General features: G+C 38.0%; 23 protein-coding genes. 8 read left to right on the top strand and 15 right to left on the bottom strand.

Annotation, left to right across the window (positions count from 1 at the left end; all coding sequences use genetic code 11):
- Positions 1-11: 11 nt before the first annotated feature.
- Positions 12-2,387: an ATP-dependent DNA helicase gene (locus tag IGL70_RS07145; RefSeq protein ID WP_104874004.1), complete on the bottom strand. Its 2,376-nt coding sequence runs from the start codon at positions 2,385-2,387 to the stop codon at positions 12-14.
- Positions 2,388-2,712: 325 nt separating this feature from the next.
- Between IGL70_RS07145 and IGL70_RS07150 the strand changes: the two genes are divergently transcribed.
- From IGL70_RS07150 to rpsT, 8 genes are all read left to right on the top strand, one after another.
- Complete coding sequence (locus IGL70_RS07150) at positions 2,713-3,339, top strand: MBL fold metallo-hydrolase (protein ID WP_002289118.1); 627 nt, start codon at positions 2,713-2,715, stop codon at positions 3,337-3,339.
- 22 nt (positions 3,340-3,361) lie between these two features.
- Entirely contained in the window at positions 3,362-4,066 is a 705-nt protein-coding gene (locus IGL70_RS07155; RefSeq protein ID WP_002289120.1) for a histidine phosphatase family protein, read from the top strand.
- A 191-nt stretch (positions 4,067-4,257) separates the two neighbouring features.
- A complete protein-coding gene (locus IGL70_RS07160; protein ID WP_002298973.1) occupies positions 4,258-5,091 on the top strand; it encodes an undecaprenyl-diphosphate phosphatase in 834 nt (277 codons plus the stop codon).
- Between the two features lie 196 nt (positions 5,092-5,287).
- Positions 5,288-7,216, top strand: coding sequence for a heavy metal translocating P-type ATPase (locus IGL70_RS07165; RefSeq protein WP_002289122.1), 1,929 nt, complete (start codon positions 5,288-5,290; stop codon positions 7,214-7,216).
- Between the two features lie 137 nt (positions 7,217-7,353).
- The gene (locus IGL70_RS07170; RefSeq protein ID WP_002289123.1) at positions 7,354-7,809 is read left to right on the top strand and encodes a DUF441 domain-containing protein; all 456 of its coding nucleotides are present in this window, start codon (positions 7,354-7,356) and stop codon (positions 7,807-7,809) included.
- 79 nt (positions 7,810-7,888) lie between these two features.
- Positions 7,889-8,017 carry a hypothetical protein gene (locus IGL70_RS07175; RefSeq protein WP_002295511.1) on the top strand — a complete coding sequence of 43 codons (129 nt, stop codon included), beginning with the start codon at positions 7,889-7,891 and terminating at the stop codon, positions 8,015-8,017.
- A 261-nt stretch (positions 8,018-8,278) separates the two neighbouring features.
- Positions 8,279-8,548 carry a hypothetical protein gene (locus IGL70_RS07180; protein WP_002289125.1) on the top strand — a complete coding sequence of 90 codons (270 nt, stop codon included), beginning with the start codon at positions 8,279-8,281 and terminating at the stop codon, positions 8,546-8,548.
- Between the two features lie 399 nt (positions 8,549-8,947).
- Positions 8,948-9,202: a 30S ribosomal protein S20 gene (gene rpsT / locus IGL70_RS07185; RefSeq protein WP_002292188.1), complete on the top strand. Its 255-nt coding sequence runs from the start codon at positions 8,948-8,950 to the stop codon at positions 9,200-9,202.
- 88 nt (positions 9,203-9,290) lie between these two features.
- On the opposite strand, the gene holA is transcribed toward rpsT, so the two are convergent.
- From holA to IGL70_RS07255, 14 genes are all read right to left on the bottom strand, one after another.
- On the bottom strand, positions 9,291-10,337 hold the full coding sequence (gene holA / locus IGL70_RS07190; RefSeq protein WP_002324118.1) for a DNA polymerase III subunit delta: 1,047 nt from the start codon (positions 10,335-10,337) through the stop codon (positions 9,291-9,293).
- 37 nt (positions 10,338-10,374) lie between these two features.
- The gene (locus IGL70_RS07195; RefSeq protein WP_113844036.1) at positions 10,375-12,648 is read right to left on the bottom strand and encodes a DNA internalization-related competence protein ComEC/Rec2; all 2,274 of its coding nucleotides are present in this window, start codon (positions 12,646-12,648) and stop codon (positions 10,375-10,377) included.
- The gene (locus IGL70_RS07200; protein WP_002295503.1) at positions 12,641-13,180 is read right to left on the bottom strand and encodes a ComE operon protein 2; all 540 of its coding nucleotides are present in this window, start codon (positions 13,178-13,180) and stop codon (positions 12,641-12,643) included. Before IGL70_RS07200 ends, IGL70_RS07195 begins: the two co-directional genes overlap by 8 nt.
- 135 nt (positions 13,181-13,315) lie before the next feature.
- Entirely contained in the window at positions 13,316-13,534 is a 219-nt protein-coding gene (locus IGL70_RS07205) for an esterase (RefSeq protein WP_081156339.1), read from the bottom strand.
- The gene (locus IGL70_RS07210; protein ID WP_025477609.1) at positions 13,531-13,776 is read right to left on the bottom strand and encodes an SGNH/GDSL hydrolase family protein; all 246 of its coding nucleotides are present in this window, start codon (positions 13,774-13,776) and stop codon (positions 13,531-13,533) included. The genes IGL70_RS07205 and IGL70_RS07210 overlap by 4 nt, the downstream gene beginning before the upstream one ends.
- A gap of 126 nt (positions 13,777-13,902) precedes the next feature.
- Complete coding sequence (locus tag IGL70_RS07215) at positions 13,903-14,631, bottom strand: helix-hairpin-helix domain-containing protein (RefSeq protein ID WP_016925838.1); 729 nt, start codon at positions 14,629-14,631, stop codon at positions 13,903-13,905.
- Between the two features lie 158 nt (positions 14,632-14,789).
- Complete coding sequence (locus IGL70_RS07220) at positions 14,790-15,833, bottom strand: SepM family pheromone-processing serine protease (protein ID WP_002295493.1); 1,044 nt, start codon at positions 15,831-15,833, stop codon at positions 14,790-14,792.
- Positions 15,823-16,314: a pantetheine-phosphate adenylyltransferase gene (coaD, locus tag IGL70_RS07225; RefSeq protein ID WP_002295492.1), complete on the bottom strand. Its 492-nt coding sequence runs from the start codon at positions 16,312-16,314 to the stop codon at positions 15,823-15,825. Before coaD ends, IGL70_RS07220 begins: the two co-directional genes overlap by 11 nt.
- Positions 16,311-16,871 (bottom strand): 16S rRNA (guanine(966)-N(2))-methyltransferase RsmD, encoded by a 561-nt coding sequence (gene rsmD, locus IGL70_RS07230; RefSeq protein WP_002295491.1) that lies wholly within the window; start codon positions 16,869-16,871, stop codon positions 16,311-16,313. Before rsmD ends, coaD begins: the two co-directional genes overlap by 4 nt.
- A gap of 129 nt (positions 16,872-17,000) precedes the next feature.
- Positions 17,001-17,339 (bottom strand): YlbG family protein, encoded by a 339-nt coding sequence (locus IGL70_RS07235; protein WP_002295490.1) that lies wholly within the window; start codon positions 17,337-17,339, stop codon positions 17,001-17,003.
- The gene (locus tag IGL70_RS07240) at positions 17,323-17,769 is read right to left on the bottom strand and encodes a YlbF family regulator (RefSeq protein ID WP_002295488.1); all 447 of its coding nucleotides are present in this window, start codon (positions 17,767-17,769) and stop codon (positions 17,323-17,325) included. The genes IGL70_RS07235 and IGL70_RS07240 overlap by 17 nt, the downstream gene beginning before the upstream one ends.
- On the bottom strand, positions 17,750-18,874 hold the full coding sequence (locus IGL70_RS07245; RefSeq protein WP_002298986.1) for a CAP-associated domain-containing protein: 1,125 nt from the start codon (positions 18,872-18,874) through the stop codon (positions 17,750-17,752). Before IGL70_RS07245 ends, IGL70_RS07240 begins: the two co-directional genes overlap by 20 nt.
- Positions 18,875-18,894: 20 nt before the next feature.
- Positions 18,895-22,323, bottom strand: a complete 3,429-nt coding sequence (locus IGL70_RS07250) for a pyruvate carboxylase (RefSeq protein ID WP_113844035.1) — start codon at positions 22,321-22,323, stop codon at positions 18,895-18,897.
- Between the two features lie 25 nt (positions 22,324-22,348).
- The gene (locus IGL70_RS07255; protein ID WP_002288740.1) at positions 22,349-23,512 is read right to left on the bottom strand and encodes an FtsW/RodA/SpoVE family cell cycle protein; all 1,164 of its coding nucleotides are present in this window, start codon (positions 23,510-23,512) and stop codon (positions 22,349-22,351) included.
- Position 23,513 lies beyond the last annotated feature (1 nt).

Below are 23,513 nucleotides of genomic sequence, written 5' to 3' on the forward strand. Positions count from 1 at the left end.
GCTGACGTCTGTCATTCCTCGTTTTTTTGATTTACTGCTTCTTTTGATAACCAAAAACGCTGTATTCCTTCTTCCAATTCCCCAACACTTCGTACTTCTCTTGCTGTTTGCCAATGTTGTGGGAATAAACGTCGATAAGAAAAACTAGAAAATCGTTGATCTGCCAATACAACGATTCCTTGATCCGCCATGCCACGAATCACTCGACCACCAGCTTGCAAGACTTTGTTCATTCCAGGAAGCTGATAAGCGTAAGCAAATCCAAGGTGTTCCTTCTCATCATAATATGATTTGATCAGTTCCTGCTCATGATTCATCTGCGGCAAACCTACACCTACGATCATACTGCCGATCAATCGGTCCCCTCTCAAATCGATTCCTTCTGAAAAAATCCCGCCAAGTACGCAAAATCCAATCAATGTTTCAGCGGGATTTGTTTGAAATTTTGTTAAAAATCGTTCGCGTTCTTCCTCATTCATGTCCGTTTCTTGGATTAGCACATTGCTGTCGGGATATTGCTGTCTGAATGCTTCCACCGCAAGATCTAAATATTGATAAGAAGGAAAGAAAACGAAATAATTCCCGACCTTTCCATCAGCAAAAGCATGAATCGTCTCTACTAATTTTGCCAGACTGTGTTCCCTTTTTCGATAAGTCGTCTCTAGGTAATTTGCGATGAAAACTTGCTGGTTTCCTTCTGGGAAAGGACTCGGCAGTTTGTAAGCCAGACTTTTTTGTCCCCCCAGTGTTTCCTGATAATAAGAGAGTGGTGAAAAACTAGCAGAAAAAAGAATACTGCTTTTTCCTTTATCCAACGACTGCTCAAGAAACAAGCTTGGATCAATACAAAACTCTTTTACTATCAGATCGCGATACGTTTTTTCGACTGTTGTTTCGTAGTGATCATCATAAAATTCACTGACCTTCAAAAAATGAAGCAAATCAAAATAATAAGGAAGCAATTGTTCTTGTGATGGGTGCTCAGGAAATTCTGCCAGCCATTCTTTAATTTTTTCGCTTAATTGATAACCTGCCTTTACTAAAGATTCAGCCGGTGCTTTTTGATGATGATAATCCCAATGATCTTCTTTTGCTATTTCTCGGATCGAATCAAATTCTTTTAATAGTTTGTTGAAACGGCGATGAAGTTTTTTGAATTCCTTTGGTATAGCTTCCTTACTTCGTTTCGTTTTTTCATAAGATAGTTCTGCCGAATACATCTCTCGGGAACGATTTACCAAATTATGTGCTTCGTCAATCAAAAACAGATAGTCCTCGTTTTTTTCATCTTCAAAAAAACGTCTTAAATAAACAGTTGGATCAAATAAATAATTGTAATCCCCAATGATTACGTCACACCAGATACTGACATCTAATGATAGTTCGAAAGGACAAAGTGTATGCTTTCTTGCATAAGTTTCGATGACTTCTCGAGTGATCTGATTCTCATGATTCAAAAGATCCCATAAACCTTCATTAATCCGATTGTAATAACCATTGGCATATGGGCACTGATCTGGATTACAGGTCGTCTCATCTAAAAAGCAGATCTTGTCTTTCGCCGTCAAAGTGACACTTTTTACTTCAGCTCCTGTATCTTTTAATGCTGTCATAGCATCTTCAGCTACTTGTCTAGTTATTGTTTTAGCCGTTAGATAAAAGATCTTTTCTCCCTCTTTTTCCCCTACAGCTTTCAAAGCGGGGAATAACGTAGAGATTGTTTTCCCTGTTCCGGTCGGTGCTTCTACAAACAATTTCTGTTTCGTACGGATCGTTTTATAAGCAGCTACCGCTAGTTCACGCTGACCTTTCCTATACTCATCATGGGGGAATTTCAAAGCCATCAAAGAGGCATTGCGTACAGTGCGCCAGTTTTCTTGAAAAACAAGCCATTCTTTATAATCTTCAGTCAGCTTTTTAAAAAAAGTTTCTAACTGCTCTCTTGTCTGATGTTCAACCTTTCTCGTGATCACTTCTTCTGCCGTCTGGAAGTAAGTCAATTGCAGATTTATTTCTTGTAAATCATGTTCTTGACTATAGATATAGGCATACACCCTTGCTTGATGAAAGAAAAGTTCCACTTGTTCTGGTTCTAAATCTTCAAATCGTGGTTCGGAGGTTTTGATTTCATCTATATAATAAACACCGTCTCTTTTGAAAATACCGTCTGCACGGCCTTCAACGATCAGGTAATATTCATCTAATTGAACTGTTGTTTTTAAAAAGACTTCTTTTTCATAGTTTTCTCCCGCATCTTTTTGGAGCTTGCGGTGGATTCTCGCTCCTTCTAATGCAGTATGGTTACTTTTTTTACGATTGTCGATACTTCCACGTCGCAAAATAAATTCTACTAAGTGCCGCACAGATATTTTTGACTGTTTGATCATTTCCACCACCTCTTTCTCTCTAAGATTACCTGAAAAAACCTAGTTTAGCAAAAAGAGCTCTCTTTCCAAACATAAAAAAACACCCTGCTGATTAGGCAGGGATATAGGATATAGAATTTGGATTTTTGGATGAATCTAATGTAACAAGGACATATTAAAATGCTATGAAAACTTACTTTCCTTCTCTTTAGAATATCCAAATACTTTTCATATAGTCTGATAATTCAGATAAGTAAAGAGAAATAAGTACCTGTTTTTGTTTCCTAGCAATGAATGCGTTATACTAATGGATGAAAGAAGTTTTGGCTATCAAGGAGGAATGCACATGCATATCGAAAGATTAAAAACAGGAATGATTGAAGAAAACTGTTATTTGGTCTACAACGAAGAAGCACTTTTGATCATTGACCCTGGAGAAGATGCGGAACGAATCAAACAAGAAATCAAAAAAACAAACCAACAGCCGGTAGCGATTTTGCTTACCCATACTCACTACGATCATATCGGTGCAGTGGAACCTTTACGCGCGTATTATCAAATCCCAGTTTATGTCAGCCCACTAGAGCAAAAATGGCTAGGTGATCCGATTTTGAATCTTTCTGGACTCGGTAGACATGATGATATTGCTGATGTTATTGTCTCGCCTGCAGAATATGAATTTGAAATGAAAACTTATACTTTAGGAAACATGTCTTTTCGCGTCGTCCCTACCCCAGGGCATTCTATAGGAAGCGTCAGCTTTATTTTTGATGATTTTGTCGTTTCTGGCGACGCCCTGTTTAGAGGAAGTATCGGTAGAACCGATCTGTATACAGGGAATTTAGAACAATTACTTCATAGTATTCGGACCCAGCTGTTTGTATTACCTGATGAATTTGCAGTCTATCCAGGACATGGCGATGCAACGACGATTGAACAGGAAAAAAGGACAAATCCTTTTTTCAATCGTTAAAACGACTTAGGAGGAGAATAAAATGACAGAAACTACACTTTATATCGTACGACACGGAAAAACGATGTTCAATACAATTGAACGAGTACAAGGCTGGTGTGATACACCCCTCACAAAGCAAGGACAAGAAGGCATTCATTATTTAGGTCGCGGGTTAAAAAATGTCGACTTTTCATTTGCTTATTCTAGTGACAGTGGTCGTGCGATCGAAACTGCCCGTATTATTCTAGGAGAACATTCTAAGGGAAAAGAAATTCCTTATTTTATTGAAAAAAGGATTAGAGAATGGTGTTTCGGGTCTCTTGAAGGTGGATATGACATGGAAATGTGGGGTGTGATCCCTCGTGTATTGAATTTTAAAACATATGATGAAATGTTTACCACAGAAGTTTCTTTTGAACAAATTGCTAATGCTGTATACAACTTAGATACCGCTGGGTGGGCGGAAACTTATGAAACATTGCGAGACCGTGTATGGACAGGATTTGAAGATATCGCCCATCACTGCGAAAAAAATGGTGGTGGAAATGTTTTAGTCGTATCTCATGGTTTGACGATCGCCTTTTTGCTTAATCTGATCGATCCTAAACAGCCTGTTCGTGCTGGACTTTTAAATGGCAGCGTAACAAAGGTCACTTATGCAAACGGTCGATTTTCTATCCACGGCATCAATGATACGTCTTATATCGATAACGGGAAAACACATAGTCGCGACTCGTTTCTATAATGGGGATATTTTAATTTTTACCAGAGAATCATAAAAGGCAAAGTCTGAACGAGGGCTTTGTCTTCTTTTTTCTCTTCGTGTACTTATCTGCTTTATTTCTCAAGTTTTTCTTAATATTAAAAAACAGATTGGGTTTCTCAAAAAATAACGGTATACTATAAGATGTATCTTAATTGGGAAGGAAGGAATTTATGTTTTTTGCAAATATTATCAAAGCAGTGATTCTCGGTATTATTGAAGGAATAACGGAATGGCTGCCCATCAGTAGTACTGGTCATTTGATCCTAGCAGATGAATTCATCAAACTGGATGCCAGTTCACAATTTATGTCGATGTTCAATGTCGTTATCCAATTAGGGGCGATCTTGGCTGTCGTCGTTCTTTATTTTCACAAGTTAAACCCATTTTCTCCAAGTAAATCAACGGTAGAAAAAAAAGATACGTGGACACTTTGGTTTAAAGTGATCGTTGCTTGCATACCAGCCATCATCATTGGTTTGCCTTTGGATGATTGGTTAGAAGCAAATTTCCACAAGTTCTTACCAGTTGCCATTGTTTTGATCGTTTACGGTATTGCCTTTATTATTGTCGAAAAACGCAACAAAAACAAAACACCTCGTTGGACTTCTCTGAATGACTTTACGTACCAAGCAGCTCTTCTTGTTGGGTTATTCCAAGTCTTGGCACTTGTTCCCGGAACATCCCGTTCTGGCGCAACGATCCTAGGAGCTATCTTGATTGGTGCTTCGCGTTTTGTCGCTACAGAGTTTTCATTTTTCTTAGGGATTCCTGTCATGTTTGGCGCAAGCGGCTTGAAGATCGTCAAATATTTAGCTGAAGGGAATTCATTCAAAATGGAAGAAACTGTTGTTCTTCTTGTAGGAACATTCGTATCTTTTGTGGTTTCCGTCTTAGCTATCAAATTCTTACTAAGCTATTTGAAGAAAAACGACTTTACCGCTTTTGGCTGGTATCGTATTATCCTTGGTATCATTTTGATTGGTTATTGGTTTATTGCAATGTAGAAAAAACCAGAACACTTCTCTTATTTGAGAAATGTTCTGGTTTTTTATTTTCTTTAATAATAATCATTATAAATAATAAAAACAACATCAAGCTTAATCACCAAATGATAACCATTATCGTTCTCATTTAGCTGTTATTATTATCAATTACATTTTTATTATGCTATCCTTGTTTTGACAAGGAGGTCTAATAACGATGACTAATCAGAAAAAAGCTTTTGCAGCAACAATCGGCTGCCTTTTATTTATGATCTTCGGTTTTATCTTCGACCGATTCTCTCTTACCATCACCCCACTTTTTTATATCAGTGCCATTATCATCGGTGGATACAAACAAACATCGGAAGGCTTGAAAGAATTGTGGAATGATCGGACACTGAATGTGGATTTATTGATGGCTTTAGCTGCTATTGGTGCCTGTTTGATCGGTAATTACTTTGAAGGAGCAATGTTGACATTCATCTTTTGTTTAAGCGGTGCATTAGAGGAATACACAACTAATAAAAGTCAAAAAGAAATTACTGCTTTGATGAATCTTCAACCACAAAAAGCCCAATTATTAAAAGAAAATGGACAAATGCAAGAAGTAGATGTTTCTCAACTAAAGGTGGATAACTTGGTATTTGTCGCTAAAGGAGCAGCTGTTCCGATAGATGGCTTTTTAGAAAGCACACAGGCAACGATCGATGAGTCTGCATTAAGCGGTGAATCTGTGCCTGTAGAAAAATATTTAGGCGATGAGATGTATGCAGGAACGCTGAATCAAGGAAATCCCATCACGATTCGAGTAACAAAAACGAGTTCCGAAACTGTCTTTGCTAAGATTATCCAATTAGTAGAAGAAGCGCAGAATACGCCAACTCAAACAGCTTCATTTATCGAACGAATCGAAAATAATTATGTAAAATTGATTTTGCTTGCTGTTCCTCTAATGATCCTTCTCCCCCACTTTTTCCTAGGTTGGAGTTGGGATGAAAGCTTTTATCGAGGAATGGTATTATTAGTTGTGGCTTCTCCTTGTGCGCTTGTCGCATCTGCTACACCAGCTTCTCTAGCTGCTCTTTCAAATTCTGCAAAAAATGGGATTTTAATCAAAGGCGGTATCCATTTAGAAAAGCTTTCTGAATTAAAAGCGATTGCCTTTGATAAAACAGGAACGCTCACTAAAGGAAAACCAGTTGTAACTGACAGCTTTTTCTTTGATGAAAAGGATTTGGCACAACAACTTCTTGTTGCTATGGAACAAAAAACGACGCATCCACTTGCTCATGCGATTTTGCAATATTTCGATTGCACAATACCTGAAGAAATCCAATACTTACCAATAGAAGAAATTACTGGTTTTGGATTACAAACTACCTATTTAGGTGCGCAATGGAAAGTTGGCAAGCACGCATATGATCCTGAGACGATGATAATCAGCAAAGAGATTGCGGAAATGATCGAACGTTTGGAAAATCAAGGCAAAACCGTGATTTATCTTTCTAAAGATCAGCAGTTAATTGCTGTTTTAGGTCTGCTAGATATTCCAAAAGCAAATACCCAACAAGTAATTTCCTACTTTAAATCCCAAAACATCCATACAAGTATGATAACCGGCGACCATTCTGGCACAGCAAAGGCCATTGCTGAACAAGTAGGGATTGAACATTACTATGCAAGCTGTACTCCGGAAGAAAAAACACAACTAGTCAAAAAAGAGAATGAACTTTACCAAGTAAATGCGATGGTTGGTGATGGAGTCAATGATGCGCCTGCTTTAGCAGCCGCTTCTTTAGGTGTCGCTATGGGGCAAGGGACAGATGCCGCTATGGATATCGCAGACATCGTCTTAATGAAAAGCGACTTAAATAAATTTGTCTACAGTCATCGGCTATCTTTAAAAATGCGGCGGATCATCAAACAAAATATTATTTTTTCGATTCTTGTTATTCTCTTGTTGATTGCTTCTAACTTCCTGCAATTTTTAAATCTACCTCTTGGAGTTGTAGGACACGAAGGAAGCACAATATTGGTTATTCTGAATGGCTTGCGTTTACTAAGACCTTTACCTGATCTTTCTGATTCTTCAAAAAAATGTAAGTCTTGTCCACTATACAAAGCGCGGCTGTCTTCTGTCAAATAAGCAAAGTGTTTTTTTATGATTTTGTTTATTTTATGAAAAAAACAGCTTATGAATAGGTCTTGAAGGATGAATTCCTACTTTTGCAACTTTCTAAAAACATGTTATGATTGTTTCGAAGAAAGTGAGGAATATATTTCATGGAAAGTTGGCTTTTTTTAGGAATTATTTTACTTGTAGCAATTTTAGCTAAGAATCAAAGTCTGATGATAGCGGCAGCTTTTGTTTTGATTATGAAGCTCATACCAGCCTCCCGTTCCTTTTTCCCTTGGCTTCAAGGCAAAGGAATCAATATTGGGGTGACGATCATCACAGCGGCTATTCTAATCCCTATCGCAACAGGAGAAATCGGTCTACGTGATCTATTAGAAGCCTTTAAATCCCCTATTGGCTGGGTAGCTGTTTTTTGCGGTGGGCTAGTGGCTGTCTTATCTTCCAAGGGTGTAGGATTGATTGCTTCTGATCCACAAATCACTGTTGCACTTGTTTTCGGCACGATTTTAGGTGTTGTCTTCTTAAGAGGAATCGCCGCCGGACCGGTCATTGCTTCTGGTATCACTTACTGTATCTTACAAGTATTTGCTTTAGGAAAATAGAACAAATTTTGTCTATTTTAGGAGATTCTTAACACCCCCAATTTACTGATCCGTGATATACTGACAACGAGGTGATACAATGTTCGAAAAATTAAAGTATTTCATAGGAACAATCGGCTGGTTTCTTCTAGCGGTACTTTTGATTCTGGGCTTAGCTTATCTATTATTTCCTGATTTGATACAAAATGTGTTTGATACTGCTTTTTGATTGACCTATTAAAACGATATAGGGGATGCTCCTGCGATGCAGGGGCTTTTTTTAATCAATGTTTTGTAATAATTTAGGCCATGCCAATGAGACTTCCTATAGAATTCGATGCTCTTTTTTCTTTTTGGCTCTTCTGCTCTTTTTTGTTATACTAGATTACAGTGGACAAAAGAAAGAATGATCGCATCCACTTCAACGAATATCAAAATGGAAGAATTAGTGCCTGTTTTCAGGTTACTTTGAAAAGAAAGGAAGACGCTTGTGGAAACTTTTGAAGGTCTTTTAATTGATACGTACGTTTTACAAGAACAGCCAATGATGCTGACTGGGATCAACTTGCAGCTTGAGGACCGTGTGATCAATGGCCTGCTTAAAGATCGCTATTTGGCAAAATATATCTTACGTTTGCCCCTAAATAAATATGTGCTGGAAGTAAGTGGCAAATGGAACCGTCGGAACCAGTTGGTCATAAAAAAAATGTTGATAAAAAATATCGATGAATACATTAAAATAATCGGTACACCAGAATAGCCTTTACTGATCAAAGGATACTGGTTATAAAATAACTGCAGTTTCTTAATAGAAAAACAAAGAACAACAGGGAATCGTATCCCTTTTCAAAAAAAACTTTGCAAACGGTTCTCTTTGTTATATAATAACTTAGTACCAAACATTCCCATTCAAACTTTGTTTAAATAGATAAATAAAAATCTAGTTTGGTTTGACGCTATTGCCTCCCACAATAGCGTCTTTTTGATTTTTTTCAGCTTGTACTATCCGTTTTTACTGAAAAAAAATCCTAATAAAAGACTGTTAAGGAAAAAAACTTGTCATGTTCATATTGCAAAGCACGCTGCCTTTAGGTATAATAATGAATGTTGAATTATGCGGTAACACGCGTAAGAACTTAAGTTATCGGAGGTGAAACTAATGCCAAACATTGAATCTGCAATCAAACGTGTTCGTACAAGCGAAAACGCTAATGTGAAAAATTCATCTCAAACAAGCGCTATGCGTACTGCAATCAAAAAATTTGAAGATGCTGTAGCTTCAGGTGCTGACAACGTAGATGCGTTATATAAAGAAGCTGTTAAAGCTATTGATATGGCTGAATCAAAAGGTCTAATCCACAAAAACAAAGCTAACCGCGACAAATCTCGTTTAAGCAAAAAAATCGCTAAATAAAAGAATCGGCTTCGGCCGATTTTTTTATTTGTCAAAAAAAGGACAAAAACAAACGACCTTCCCGCATGCTTTGCCCTCGTCTTTCTTCTTATCGATTTCTTAACAACTGCCCTGTGCGCAAAACGAATAGTTGAAAACTTAATTCTTTTTCGATTTGTCCCGTTTTGATTTGATAATCCATCTCAACTAATTGATCAAACAACTGTACCAGCAAATGTTCATCAAATTTTTTTACTTCCTGCATGGCAAGTTTTACACGATATGGATGGATTTTCAATGTTTCAGCAATATTTGCCTGCTGATAACCAATCTTTACAAGAAATTTTGTCTGTAAAAATAAACGTAATTGAGAAAGCAAAATCGCATTAATTTTGATTGTTTCTTCCCCTTGCATAACTAAATCTTCGTATAAACGCAAAGCTTGTTCCGTCTTCCCTTTTAAAATATATTGGGTCATGTCAAAAATATTATGTTCTAACGTTTTAGGAACTAATTCTTCTACTTCTCTTACCGTGATTTGCTGTTGATTTTGTCCATAAAGGACCAATTTCTGTAACTCTCTCATCATTTTGGATAAATCTAAGTCGGTCAACCTCAAGAATAAATCAATTGCACTTCGTTCCATTTTGATTGAGGTATTCTCTAAGGTATTCATCAGATATTGACGTACTTCTTTTTCATTCAACTGTTGGACATTGACGATGATTGCTGTTTTTTTCAATTGTTTCGTTACTTTTTTCCGTTCATCCAACTTTTCATATGGCGCAAAGAATACTAATACAGTCGATTCTAATGGTTCTTTCAAATAAGCCGTCAATAAATCAGTATTTTGTTCGATTCCATTGTTTACTTTTTCACCTGTTAAAAAATAAGGATTCTCTACGAATACTAACCGTTGATCTCCGAAAAACGGCAACGTCTCTGCTTCAGCTACTACCTCATCTAAACTTGCATTTTCCATGTCAAAACTTAAAAAATTTAAGTCATCTTCGCCCTCTAATTGGATTTTTTTGACAATCTCTGTCCGAACTTGATCTTGGAGAAACTTTTCTGTTCCTAAAATCAAGTAACAAGATGCAAGTTTTTCTTTACGTATTTTTTGTAACTCTGCTTGTATACTCAAATTACTCACCACTTTCAAAAATTATCCTACCATGAGCAGATGAGAATTACTAGTCTATCATTGTTTCCACTAGCCCATGAGGATGAAAAACTGGATGCCAGCGATAGGTGATCATTCCTTGTTGATCCGTTCGCCATGTTTTTATCTGATTTTCTTCTAGTGTCTCCAATACTTCGCTGTGCGGGTGACCATAACGATTATTTACGCCGCAGGATATAATCCCATGTTTTGCTTCAATATGGGAAAGAAAATCTGTGTTACTTGACGTACGGCTACCGTGATGACCTAATTTGACTACATCGGCTTTCAGATTAGGATAAATCAAAAGCAATTGTTTTTCCATTGCTTGATTCAAATCTCCTAAAAATAAAAAGCGCCTATTGTTATATTCCATCCATAGACCAATCGAATCTTCATTTCTTCCCTCTCCCTTTTCAAAAGGAGTCAATACATAAAGATCATAATAACCGCTGATCCTGTCCCCATGTTTGATTTCAATGATCTCAGTACCATTTTTTTGAGCTTCAGATAAATGCCTTTGTAATGGCTCATTTCGTCCAGCGCCCCAACCGATATAAATTTTTTTGATAGTAAAATGCTGAGATAACGTGGGTAATTCTCCCACATGATCCGTATCGTCATGTGTCAAGATGAGTTTATCGATTACACTTATCCCCTGACCTTTTAGATATGGAACGATATTTCTTTCAGCAGGAGGACGTATCATACCTTGCGCCCACTTTTCTCTTTCAAAGTGTAACTGACCTCCAGTATCGATCAAAATCGTTTCTTTTCGAAAAGGACTTTGCAAAAAGATACTGTCTCCTTGACCGACATCGATAAAAGCGATCGTTGAAGAAAAGCGTAAAAATGGCAAAGTCAAAAAAATAAAAGAAAAAAGACCAACATAAAACAAGTGTTTCACAGGTTGTTCTTTCAACCTATCCGTACAAATCAGTAATCCGAAAATATACATCCCAGATAGCACAAGGGGCAAACGTCCTATAATGAGAGACGACCCTGAAGAAAAATCGATTATTCGCTCAAATAAGATTAATCCCTCTTCTATCAGCAATAGTAAAGTTTCCGGCAGCCAGCGATTGAAGAGTGTGAGAAATAACACACCAGGAAGAAAAAGAAACTTGAATACCGGTGCAATCAGTAATGTAAAAAGACTACCTAAAATAGGCCACTCATAAAAATGCCATACAATCAACGGCATCGTGATCATAGTAAACAGGACGTGAGAGGCCGTTTTTTTCAACCAATCTCCATCAAAAGAAATCAGGATAAACAAAAAACTCATGAAAAAACTAAGCTGTCCACCCGCATGAAAAAGAAATCGAGGATCAAATAGTAAAAGAAGCCAAAAGACAACTGCAAATAAGTCCATGGTGGAATAATGCTTATTCAGCAATTTGACTAGCAATCGCAATAAAAACAGCAAACTAGCACGCAAAACAGAAATAGAACTTCCTGCAATAGAAACATAACAGATAGTTAGTAGACTCAACGGAATAATATTGACGTGTAGTGGCCATCCGATACGTCGAAATAAATAATACAGCCACCCTAAATAAAATTGGATGTGTAGACCCGATAGACTGAACAGATGCAGCAAACCACTCTCCCTAAAAATTTCTTCTGATTCTCTGAATCCTGCATCTTTATAGCCCCATAATAAAGAATTAATATATACACTTGTTTTTTGCGGAAATTCAGATTGGACAAAGGAGATAAAAGATCCTCTTTTTCTCTGAAGCCAGTTTCGCCAGTGATTTTGCATGGTGATCTGTTCAATCTTTTGAATTTGGAACCGTCCAGAAATTCTATGGTTCCTGAAGTAAGCTTCTTGGTCAAAATTATAAAGATTCCGCTTTTTTGCTGGAGAGATGAACTCGCCTTCAGCAGTCAATTCTATTCCCTTTCCTCGGAAGTTAAGCCATGTTTTCAATTCTGCTTCTGTGTTTACTTGATAAGAAAGCTGGAGCTTTTGTTTATTCTCTGATAACCTTCCTTCCATTGTCAAAAAATTACCATTTGCACGAATCGTATCTGTAAATACAGTAATTTGCGCAGATGTTGTTTTTTCCTCTAAAAATGAATACTCTTGTAGCCTATAAGAAATGGATACCGTTATGCTACACAAAATACACAAGTACGCGATAAAACGTCCTTCTTTTAGCGAAAACCATAAAAAAATTCCGGCAAGAAGCAAACGATAACCCCAATTGTCAGTGTAATACAACAAACAGATAATCATCGACGTAATTGCCGGAAAAATCAACCGATTTCGAACATGCCTTTCTAAAACGCTAGACATGTTTTCCTGTTAATTCATTTTGAAGTTTTGAAAAATGCTGTGAGTCTAAAGCAACTTGGTGTACAGATACACCTAATTGTTCGATCAACGCTTGGGCATAAGGATCATTTCGATAGTCATGGAGATAATTGATCCCTTTCACACCAGCTTGCAACAAAGCCTTTGTACAGGCCAAACATGGAAAATGTGTGACATAGATTTCTGAACCTTCCGTCGGGATACCAAGTTTTGCACACTGTAGGAGTGCATTCATCTCTGCATGGATCGTTCGCAAGCAGTGTCCATCCACGACGTAACACCCTTCATCTATGCAGTGGACATCTCCACTGACTGCTCCATTATAGCCGCCAGCAATGATCCTTTTTTCTCGAACGAGTGTCGCTCCTACTTCTAAACGTGTACACGTACTACGTAAAGATAACAGTACTGCCTGAGCCATAAAGTACTGGTCCCAAGGAATGCGTTCATTATGTGACTTATCAGTAACTTTTTCTTTATTCGTATCGCATGCTTTTGAAGATTTTTCTAACATGTTTTATATTCCTCCGTTTTTTCAAGTTGATTAAAAAGTACTCATTGCTTAAACAAAATATTCTTTAAATATAACGAATCATCCTGTCTGACAAAAGATCCTACCCTTCACTGCCGAAATGAAGTCCGTCATCCATTAGCCCATTATAAAAATTCTTCGAATCCATTTGTTCAAGAAATTCCGTATAAAAATCGATACTTCACAATCACGGCGTTTTGCTACTTCTGTGAGAACAGAGATATATTCTTTGATCAACTTGTTATTCCGATATTTTTGTTTTGTCTCATCGACTGCTGGTGGCGTGATAAAGAAAGCATGATCAGAACTATAGTCTTTTTTCAGCTGAACTATCATCCACTGCAGATTTTTTGGTACGTTTCTTTAGAAAGTTGTTTATGCTCTGCTAGATCATTCGTCCCAATGAGAATAAATACTTTATCTGCTGTATAGCTAAGTACATCTTTGGCAAAGCGTTCTCGTAGAGCTTGACTGTTATTGCCGCTGACAGCCGTATTCATAATATGAATCCCAGATATTTTATTTTGGAGATAGACATTCAGCATTGGTTCTTTTAATGTTTCTTTGCGAACAATCAAGCTATTTCCTGTTAGAAGGATATTCAAAAATACTACCTCCTCGTCCTGCCAAGCTCTTAGAATTGGATTATTCTTAGTATCCATTAGCGTCCATTTATTGCTCGTGCCAGTCGATTTTGAATCATTCTATTTAATTGTAACGAAGTTTTTTAGTTTTTCAACTGTCTTTTCACCGATACCAGAAATCTCCTGCAGGTCTTCCACTTTCTGGAAGGATCCGTTTTCTTCTCTAAATCGAATGATTTCTTGCGCTTTGACTGATCCGATCCCAGGAATCTGCTGAAGTTCTGATGGAGTGGCTGTATTGATATTTATTTTGGGAGGCTCGGAATCTGCTGTAGGCTGTTTTCCTTCCGAGGATGCCAACTGATCAAGATGTTCTGGCAGCTCTTCACCTACAGCAGGGATATATAGGACTTGCTGATCTTCTATCTTCGCAGAAAAGTTGATTCGATCGCTATCCGCTTCTTCTAATAATCCACCTGCACGCTTTAGTACATCATAGACCCGTTCTTCTGAAGAAAAGGAATAGATACCAGGCTCCTTCACACTTCCTTTGATATCGGTGTACATGACCTTTGGACGAGCATCCTCTTCTACATCGTTTCCTTCAGCTGATGGATCTTCTCCACTGGAACTAAACGAAGAAAGTATTTCTTTTGCAGCAGTCTCTTCTGGTTCTCTATAAAATAGCAAATTTGATAATAAAAAACCACTTGCGATACAAAAGATAAGAACTATCATAGACATCCAAATGATCAATTTGGGTGAAGCTAGTATTTTCTTGCTGATTTTTTCTATCATTGTTCTTTTTCCAAAGAATGACCAGTAAAAATCATTCATTACTCCTTTCATTTGAAATTGAAGAAACAGTGAGCTCTGGCAAAATCGTCCCTTCAACATCTAATTACGTCAATTTTTTCTTTTGTTTTTATTTTTATCGTGAAGATTTTTGACGAAAAAGAGGGGGTGTGACAGAACTCGTGTCACAACCCCTCTTTAATTATTTAGTTTCATTTCATTTTCTCTAGATAGTCAAGCGCTTCTTGTACTGTTTTTACTGGTACGATTTTCATTGAGGAATTCAATTTTTTAGCGGCAGCTTTTGCTTCTTCGTAGTTGGTTTTTATTTCAGGATATTCTTTCTTAACATCGTCTGAAATCGTATCATCTGGTGCAAAGAAAATCTCTACGCCAGCTTTATCCGCACTTGCCACTTTTTTATCGATTCCTCCGATTCGGCCAACTTCTCCTTCACTGTTGATCGTTCCAGTTCCTGCAATTTGCTTACCATGTCGCAAGTTTTTACCAGTGACTTGTTCATAGATTTCTAAAGTGAACATCAATCCCGCTGATGGCCCACCGATAGAGCCAGAATTAATACGAACATCTGTATCTGATTCGATCTCGGTATGGTCAGTAAGCGTGATACCTATTCCTGCCTTTTTATCTGTTGGTAACTCGATCAGATCACCAGAAGCTGTTTTTTCTTCACCATTATGCAAATAACTGATTTCGATTGTTTGTCCAACTTTTTGGCTTTTTACATAATCCATAAATGCTTCTGTACTTTGAAAGCTTTTCCCGTCTACTTTTGTTACTGTATCTCCAACTGAAAGCTTGCCAAAGAAATTCGATGTTTTCTCTACACTCATGACATATACGCCTTTGAATTCCATTTTATAAGGCTTGTCTGCAAGTTTTAACGCTTGTTCGATTGCTGCATTTTGGGAAGAATCCATATAATACTGCTGCATTTGATTATATTCTTCATTTGTCGCCCCACCAGTCAATTCTTCTTCACTGATCAATTCTTCAAAAGGGGTCATTTTAGCTTTTAAAGCTAAGAAACCTGTAGCTTGCCTGATACCAACAGAGGTAAGAGAGAAAGAACCAGAACCTTTATCTTCCTTATCATTGACCGTAATTAGTTCTTTCAGATCGATCGTGGCTCCCGGTGATTCTACATAATACGGCAAGGGAACTACTACAAATCCAATGATCAACATTCCAAATATGATAATCAGTACTGTTTTCAACCATTGTTTAGCTTTCATTTGATTCACGCTTTCCAGCTAAAGCTTCGTTGATCACTGGCGGTAAGTAGCTGCTCACATCTCCGCCAAAGTGCAGTACTTCTTTTAAAATACTGGAACTCACGTGACTATATTCTGGTTTTGCTAATAAGAAGACAGTTTCCAATTCATCATATAGATGATGATTCATCTGAGCAATCTCTCGTTCATATTCAAAGTCTTTGATACTTCGTATGCCTCTGATCAACGCATCTGCACCAATCTCTTTTGCTGTTTCTACCGTCAATTGATTTTCTTGATGCATGACTTTTACATTAGGAAGATGAGAAACAGCTTTTGTGATCAATGTCATTCTTTCTTCTGGGGGAAACAAACTTTTCTTTGAAGTATTGATAAAAACTCCAATTACTACCTCATCGAATAATTTAGCCGCACGTTCCACCGTATCTAAGTGACCTTTTGTAAAAGGATCAAAACTTCCTGGGAATAATGCACGTTTCATTGATTTCCCTCTTTTCTATAGATAGTTACGGCCGTTATGCCATAAATCTGTTTTCTTATTTGATGGAATCCAGCCACAGTTTCTGGCAATTCGACTGTTTTATCCGTTTCGCATACGATAACTGCGGTTTTAGAAAAAAGTCCCAGTTCTTCCATTTTATGGATTTGATCGATTATTTTTTGTTTTGCATATGGCGGATCAAGAAACAAGTAGTCGAATTGTTGTTTCTCCGCTGCTAGCCGTTCGATTGCTTTGTCCGCATCAAGTTTTATTGTGGTAAATTTCTCTGGTTCTTTCGTAATTTCGATGTTTTCTTTGATGATTTTTAGCGCTTGGTAATTTTTGTCTACGCATACCGCATGACTGCAGCCTCTAGATACTGCTTCGATAGCTAAACCACCGCTTCCTGCAAACAGATCCAATACTGTCTCTCCATCAAAATATGGTCCAATCATATTGAATATGGATTCTTTTACTTTATCTGTAGTTGGTCTGGTGTTCGCCCCTGCTAAACTTTTTAAACGGCGCCCGCCATAATTTCCTGATATTATCCGCATCTACTCACTCCTTAGAAATGGTACTGGTACTAGTATACCAAAAAAAAGACAAAAAAATACTTGGACAATGATCAAAAATCGATCGTTATCCAAGTTATTTTTTATTTAAAAACTGCTCATAAGAGATTTTTAAAGATGTTCAGCTAATCGGATTTCTGTATTTAGCTCTTCGATTTCGAAACCTTCGTCTTTTAATACTGTTTTGTTTCCTATTTTTTCGGCAAAATTCATTTCGATATCCGGTCGGTAAGAACGTTCTACGTTTCGAACAAAATGTAATTTACGGATTCGTTCTTCTGTTTCTTCAAATGTCTCTTCATTTAAGTAAAGCACGACATATTTCATTCTTCTTGAGACATAATGCAACAAGCCGAACTTTTTCAGATTCTTTAATTGTTTTAAGCTGTAGACCCATACGATCAGCCCGCGTCGTTTTGTTATTTCAAATTCACTATTGTCTAATTGCATGACAATTACCTCCGCATCCAAAGTGTTTTTTCGTTTCAAAAAACGGGCTACCTGCATCTACTTTGATTTCATTAGAAACTTCTTCGGCAAGTACTTGGACAATTTGATCCAACAGACTTTGCAGCTGTGTTTCACTATATCGGAAAGCTGCAACATGCTCATCCATATCAAGCTGTCTTTTTGCTTTTCGAACAGCTCGTTTTTTTTCACGATAATCAGGTGCATACTCACCATATGCCGCTACATTTTCAAATGCTTCTTTCTTAGACAAGAACGCTTCTTTCAACTGGCAAACTTTTGCAGATTCTTCCATTGACTGTTTATGTTCGAGATAAGAAGCCATCGTTTTACTCTTTTTTATCATTTCAGCGACTTGGAGGCATTGATCCTCCAGTTGAAACAGCTCTTCGTTAACGATCACTGCTATCACTACTTTCTCCGTTTTCTTCTTGCAATAAGACTAACATATTTTCTTTAGAAAAAGCAATGCCTACAGAATCCGTTCCCGGGTCCATGAAACGGTCATGGTTGTAAGGATCGCTGTACCAATATAAAAACGAAAAAGTAGCGTCGATCGCCGGATGAATAAATAGCCCACTAGTATTTTCTAATTTTTGTTTACTGATTAACTTTTCCAATTCATCATTCGTCAGTGAGAATTTCACTGTCGTTTGAGCACTGCCTAGCGATTTTTGCCAATCAGCCATACGTTCCTCTGACAATATTTCCTCAGGCCTTGTCAAAAAATCATGTAGTAGCAGCTGACTGTGGTTTTGAAAGGCAAGTGTTTGATTGTATATGGGAAGTTCGTCTTCTCTTCTAAGCATATTTAATAAAGTCGTACTTTTTCGTTCTTTAACGCGATTGATTGATTCCCAATCAGCCGATTTATCTGCTTGATAATGTGGAAGGCCTTCACCAAACACTTGATATGGCAATAGTTTCAAAAGACTATCTTTATCTAAATACACAACTGAAAATAGGCCGTTTGTTGTTTGATCAAAAAATAAAATAGCAAAAGTGTCGTTATCAAAAGCAATTAGCGGACGGTAATTCATATCCTCTTCCATTAGTTCGATTCCAACTTCTGTATCATGGTACTCAAAAGTGAAATTAGTATAGATAGTAGTGATTTTCGTAAGATCTTGCATCGTCATCCCTAAATAAAACGGCGCGATATCAGCAGGCCCTGTTTGCAGTACTTTAACAGTTGTGACTCTGCTGTCTTGGATGTTCGCTTCAAATGTGAGATGACTAGCTTTATTTTCATAATATCTTGTTTCAAAACCAAATCCGCTAGTTAATCGATCATAGGCTTGGCCAAAATCCTTTTCCAGCTGATCGATCGGTTTTCCGATATAAGTAGAAAAACCAGTTGCTTTAAGCTCCTGGTATTTCCACGTTGTCATTTGGTTTGCTATTTGTTGATCAGAGTTTTCCTTCACTTCAAGTTTTGGCGGAAACAAGACTGGTTCCATGTAGAATGCCACAATAACTAATAGCAGAATCAGCCAAAACAAACCCAGTCTTTTCATGTTTCCCCACCTTTCGCTTATTATTTCTCAGTCACTTCAATCAAAAGGTCACCAGACGAAATAGTGTCTCCTGAAGACACATATACATGTGCGACTTCTCCGTCAAAACGTGCTTCGATGGCCGTTTCCATTTTCATCGCTTCAGTAATCATCAACGTATCACCTTTTTTAACGTTATCGCCTTTTTTCACTAATACATCCAAAACAGAACCAGACATCGTTGCTCCAATTTGTTCTCGGTTTGTCGGTTCAGCTTTCAATCGGGTTTGGACCGTACTGATGATCGAATTATCTTTGATAGTGATTTCACGTCTTTGTCCATTCAAATTGAAGAACAGTACGCGATTCCCTTCGATATCGGGTTCTCCGATTTCATCTAAACGAATGATAAGCATTTTTCCGCGTTCGATTTGTACATTGATTGTTTCACCCAAACGTATACCTTGGAAAAATGTTGGTGTGTCCAGTAATGTAACATCGCCAAATTGATTATATGCTTTTTGATAGTCCAAAAAGACTTGCGGATACATCAAATAGCTTAATACTTCGTCTTGTTTTGGTTCATAGCCGATTTTTTCTGCCAATTCTTTTTTTACTTCGTTGAAGTCGACTGATTCAGCCAAAAGACCTGGACGTTCATTCAATGCAGGTCTGCCTTTAAGAATAATCTTTTGCAATTTTTTAGGAAATCCGCCAACGGGTTGCCCTAGTTCTCCTTGGAAGAAAGTCACAACAGATTCAGGGAAACTTAGTGTTTCGCCTTTTTCATAAATATCTTCTTCTGTAAGATCATTTTGGACCATAAATAGTGCCATATCTCCAACTACTTTAGATGATGGAGTTACTTTAACGATATCGCCAAACATCAAGTTGACAGTATGATACATTTGTTTGATTTCATCCCAGCGATGACCTAATCCGACAGCTTTTGCCTGTTGCTGTAGATTCGAATACTGTCCTCCTGGCATTTCATGCATATATACTTCTGTTTCAGGAGCATTCAAGCCGTTTTCAAACGGTTTGTAATACATGCGCACATCTTCCCAATAATGGTTTAATTTCTGTGCATTTTCAATCGTGATTTCTGGCAGCCGTGGACCATTGACCAGTGCATAATACAAGCTGCTCATGCTAGGCTGACTAGTATTCCCACTCATTGCACTCATTGCCACGTCAACGATGTCTACTCCTGCTTTTGAAGCAGCAGAATAAGTGATGATTCCATTCCCGCTGGTATCATGAGTATGCAGATGGATTGGCAGATCTGTCGTTTCTTTCAATTCACTAATCAAACGATAAGCTGCCTGCGGTTTAAGCAGCCCAGCCATATCTTTGATTGCAATGATATGCGCACCCAGTTGTTCTAGTTCCTTTGCCATGTCTTTATAATACTGAACATTGTATTTTGCCCGACTTGGATCGTTGATATCGCCAGTATAGCAAATAGCTGCCTCTGCGATTTTACCAGTATCCCGTACAGCTTGGATACTTTTTTCCATTTGTGGAGTCCAGTTCAAACTATCAAAGATTCGAAATACATCGATTCCTTGCGCTGCTGCTTCTTTGACAAATTCCACCAATACATTGTCAGGATAATTAGAATACCCAACGGCATTTGAACCTCTGAAAAGCATTTGCAGCAACGTATTAGGCATTAAAGAACGAATTTTTCTCAACCGTTGCCAAGGATCTTCATTCAAAAAGCGGTAAGCCACATCAAATGTTGCTCCCCCCCACATCTCACTTGAAAAGAGTTCAGGAAGACCTTCTCCAGTCAAACGTGCAATCTGCTTGAAATCCTTTGTCCGAACACGAGTTGCTAGCAGACTTTGATGGGCGTCTCTAAATGTCGTATCCGTCAACAACAAATTTTCCTGTCCTTTGATCCATTCGACCAAAGCATCGGCACCCTTCGCATCTAATACATTCTTAGCCGTTACGTAATCAGTTCTTGTGATTAGATCTTTAGGCATACGTGGTTCTTCATAAAATGGTTTTTCGCCACTTTCGATACCTGGAAAACCATTCACAGTAATTTCACCGATATATTTCATCGTTTTGTTTCCGCGGTCTCGTAGTCGAGGAAATTCAAATAATGTTGCTGTACTATCAATGAAGGTTGTTTTTGCATTTCCTGATTGGAATTCAGGATGTGTGATGACATTGAGCATAAATGGAATGTTTGTTTTCACTCCACGGATTCTAAATTCTTTCAAGCAACGTTCCATTTTCTGAATGGCTGTTTCAAAAGTAGCACCATGCGTACATACTTTTACTAGCAATGAATCAAAATACGGTGTCACTACATAGCCCGCGTAAGCATTTCCGACATCCAGACGTACGCCAAAACCACCAGGTGAACGATACGTATCGATTTTCCCTGTGTCTGGTAAAAAGTTATTCAACGGGTCTTCTGTAGTGATTCGGCATTGAATGGCTGAACCATTTAATTTAATTCCTTCTTGCTGAGGCAATCCGATTTCTTTATGCAGATCCAAACCTTGAGCAATCAACAGTTGCGTTGTTACGATATCAATATCTGTAATCATTTCTGTGATCGTATGTTCCACTTGGACGCGAGGGTTGACTTCGATAAAGTAAAAATCATCTCCTTCAACAAGAAATTCTACTGTACCTGCGTTGACATACCCGACATATTTCATCAATTGGACAGCTGCCTGGCAGATTTTTTGACGTTGCTGTTCATTCATAGAGACACAAGGCGCTACTTCTACTACTTTTTGGTGACGGCGCTGAACAGAACAATCTCTTTCAAAAAGATGGATGACGTTTCCATGCGTATCCCCGAGAATCTGTACTTCGATATGTTTAGGATTAGCGATGTATTTTTCAACATACACTTCATCACTACCAAAGGCTGCTTTTGCTTCGCTTTTCGCACGTTCGTAGCCCTCTCTTGCACTCTTTTCATCGTGAGCTACACGCATGCCGCGTCCGCCGCCACCTAGAGCTGCCTTGATCATAATCGGATAACCGTATTGTTTCGCAAACTCCAAGGCATCGTCTATAGAAGCGATTGGTCCATCTGTGCCTGGAATCGAAGCAATCCCCGCTTCGATAGCTGCAGCTTTTGCTTTGATTTTATCTCCAAAAATATCTAAATGATGCAGTTTGGGTCCAACAAAAATGATGCCTTCTTCTTCGCACCGTCGCGCAAAATTCAAGTTTTCCGACAAAAGACCGTAACCCGGATGAATAGCGTCAGCTCCGCATTCTTTCGCGATAGAAATGATCCCTTCAATATCTAGATACGCATCAATCGGTTTTTTTCCTTGTCCTACTAAATATGCTTCATCCGCTTTGAAACGGTGTACGGAATATTCATCTTCTTCTGCATAGATTCCAACAGTTTTAATTCCTAATTCTGTACAAGCACGAAATACACGTACAGCGATTTCACCCCTGTTAGCAACTAAAACTTTTTTCATCGAACCACTCCTACATCTTTTTTTATTATAAACCTAAGCTCTTGCGTTTTTCATCCGCACTGATGTTGAGGACAAAGCCGACACAAATCGAAAGCATCAGCAAACTGGAGCCTCCTTGACTTAAAAATGGGAACGTGATCCCTGTCAAAGGAATAACACCAGTAATTCCTCCAAGATTGACAAATACTTGGATCAAAAACATTGCGCCGATCCCAATGCACAAAAGCGAATTGAACGGATCTTTTGAACGGATACCTACAAGGACAATGCGCACAATCATAAAGAATAGCAACGCTAATATCAAAATCCCCATAATCACTCCCAGTTCTTCCACTACGATTGCATAAATAAAATCGGTTTGTGCTTCTTGTAAAAATCCTTTTTTCTGGATACTGTTACCTAATCCCCTGCCAAATAGTCCTCCGTTGAACATGGCATAGTAGCCGTTGACTAGTTGATGCCCTTTATTTAATTCGTCTGAGAAAGGATTTTGGTAAATAGCAAATCGATTATAGATATACTGTAAACGTCCAGGTAAGATCTTTCCGTTTGTGATATTGATCAGCCAGATCGTAAAAGTACTTAGACAAAAGCCTCCTACTCCTACAATCAAAGTATACACATAATTGACTCCGCTGGCTAAAAGCAGAACCAAAATAATCAAAAAGATAACTGCCGCATTACCAAAATCGGGAAGAATAGCGACTAATGCAGTAAGTCCGATAACCATTGCAAGTGGACGTTTCACAGTCCCAAGAAAATCTTTTTGTACACTGTTTTGTCTTTTAGATAAAGTCAGAGACAGGTACCAGATAGAAATGATTTTTAGGTATTCGGCAGGTTGGATCGAGAATCCTGCAATTTGCAGCCAACCTTTCGCCCCATTGATTTCCTTACCAAAAAACACAACAATCAGCAGCAAAATCGTCAAAACTGCGATGGCTGCCATGATCAAACGCTGGTTTTTCAAAACATCTGTTTTCATTTTATAAAGTAGTGCGATAGCAATCAAGCTAAGCACCCAAAAAATACTCTGGTTAATGACTGATGCGGACGGATTTTGTCCGTTTTCTAATAATAGATACGACGTAGAACTATATACCATGATCAATCCCAATACACATAAAATTAAATAGGGAATCAAGATGCTATAGTCTAATAGATGCCTTTTTTTCACTTTCTTAGGCAAG

Origin of the sequence: Enterococcus sp. DIV0901a (assembly GCF_051711525.1) — a bacterium.
Classification (GTDB): domain Bacteria; phylum Bacillota; class Bacilli; order Lactobacillales; family Enterococcaceae; genus Enterococcus_B; species Enterococcus_B faecium.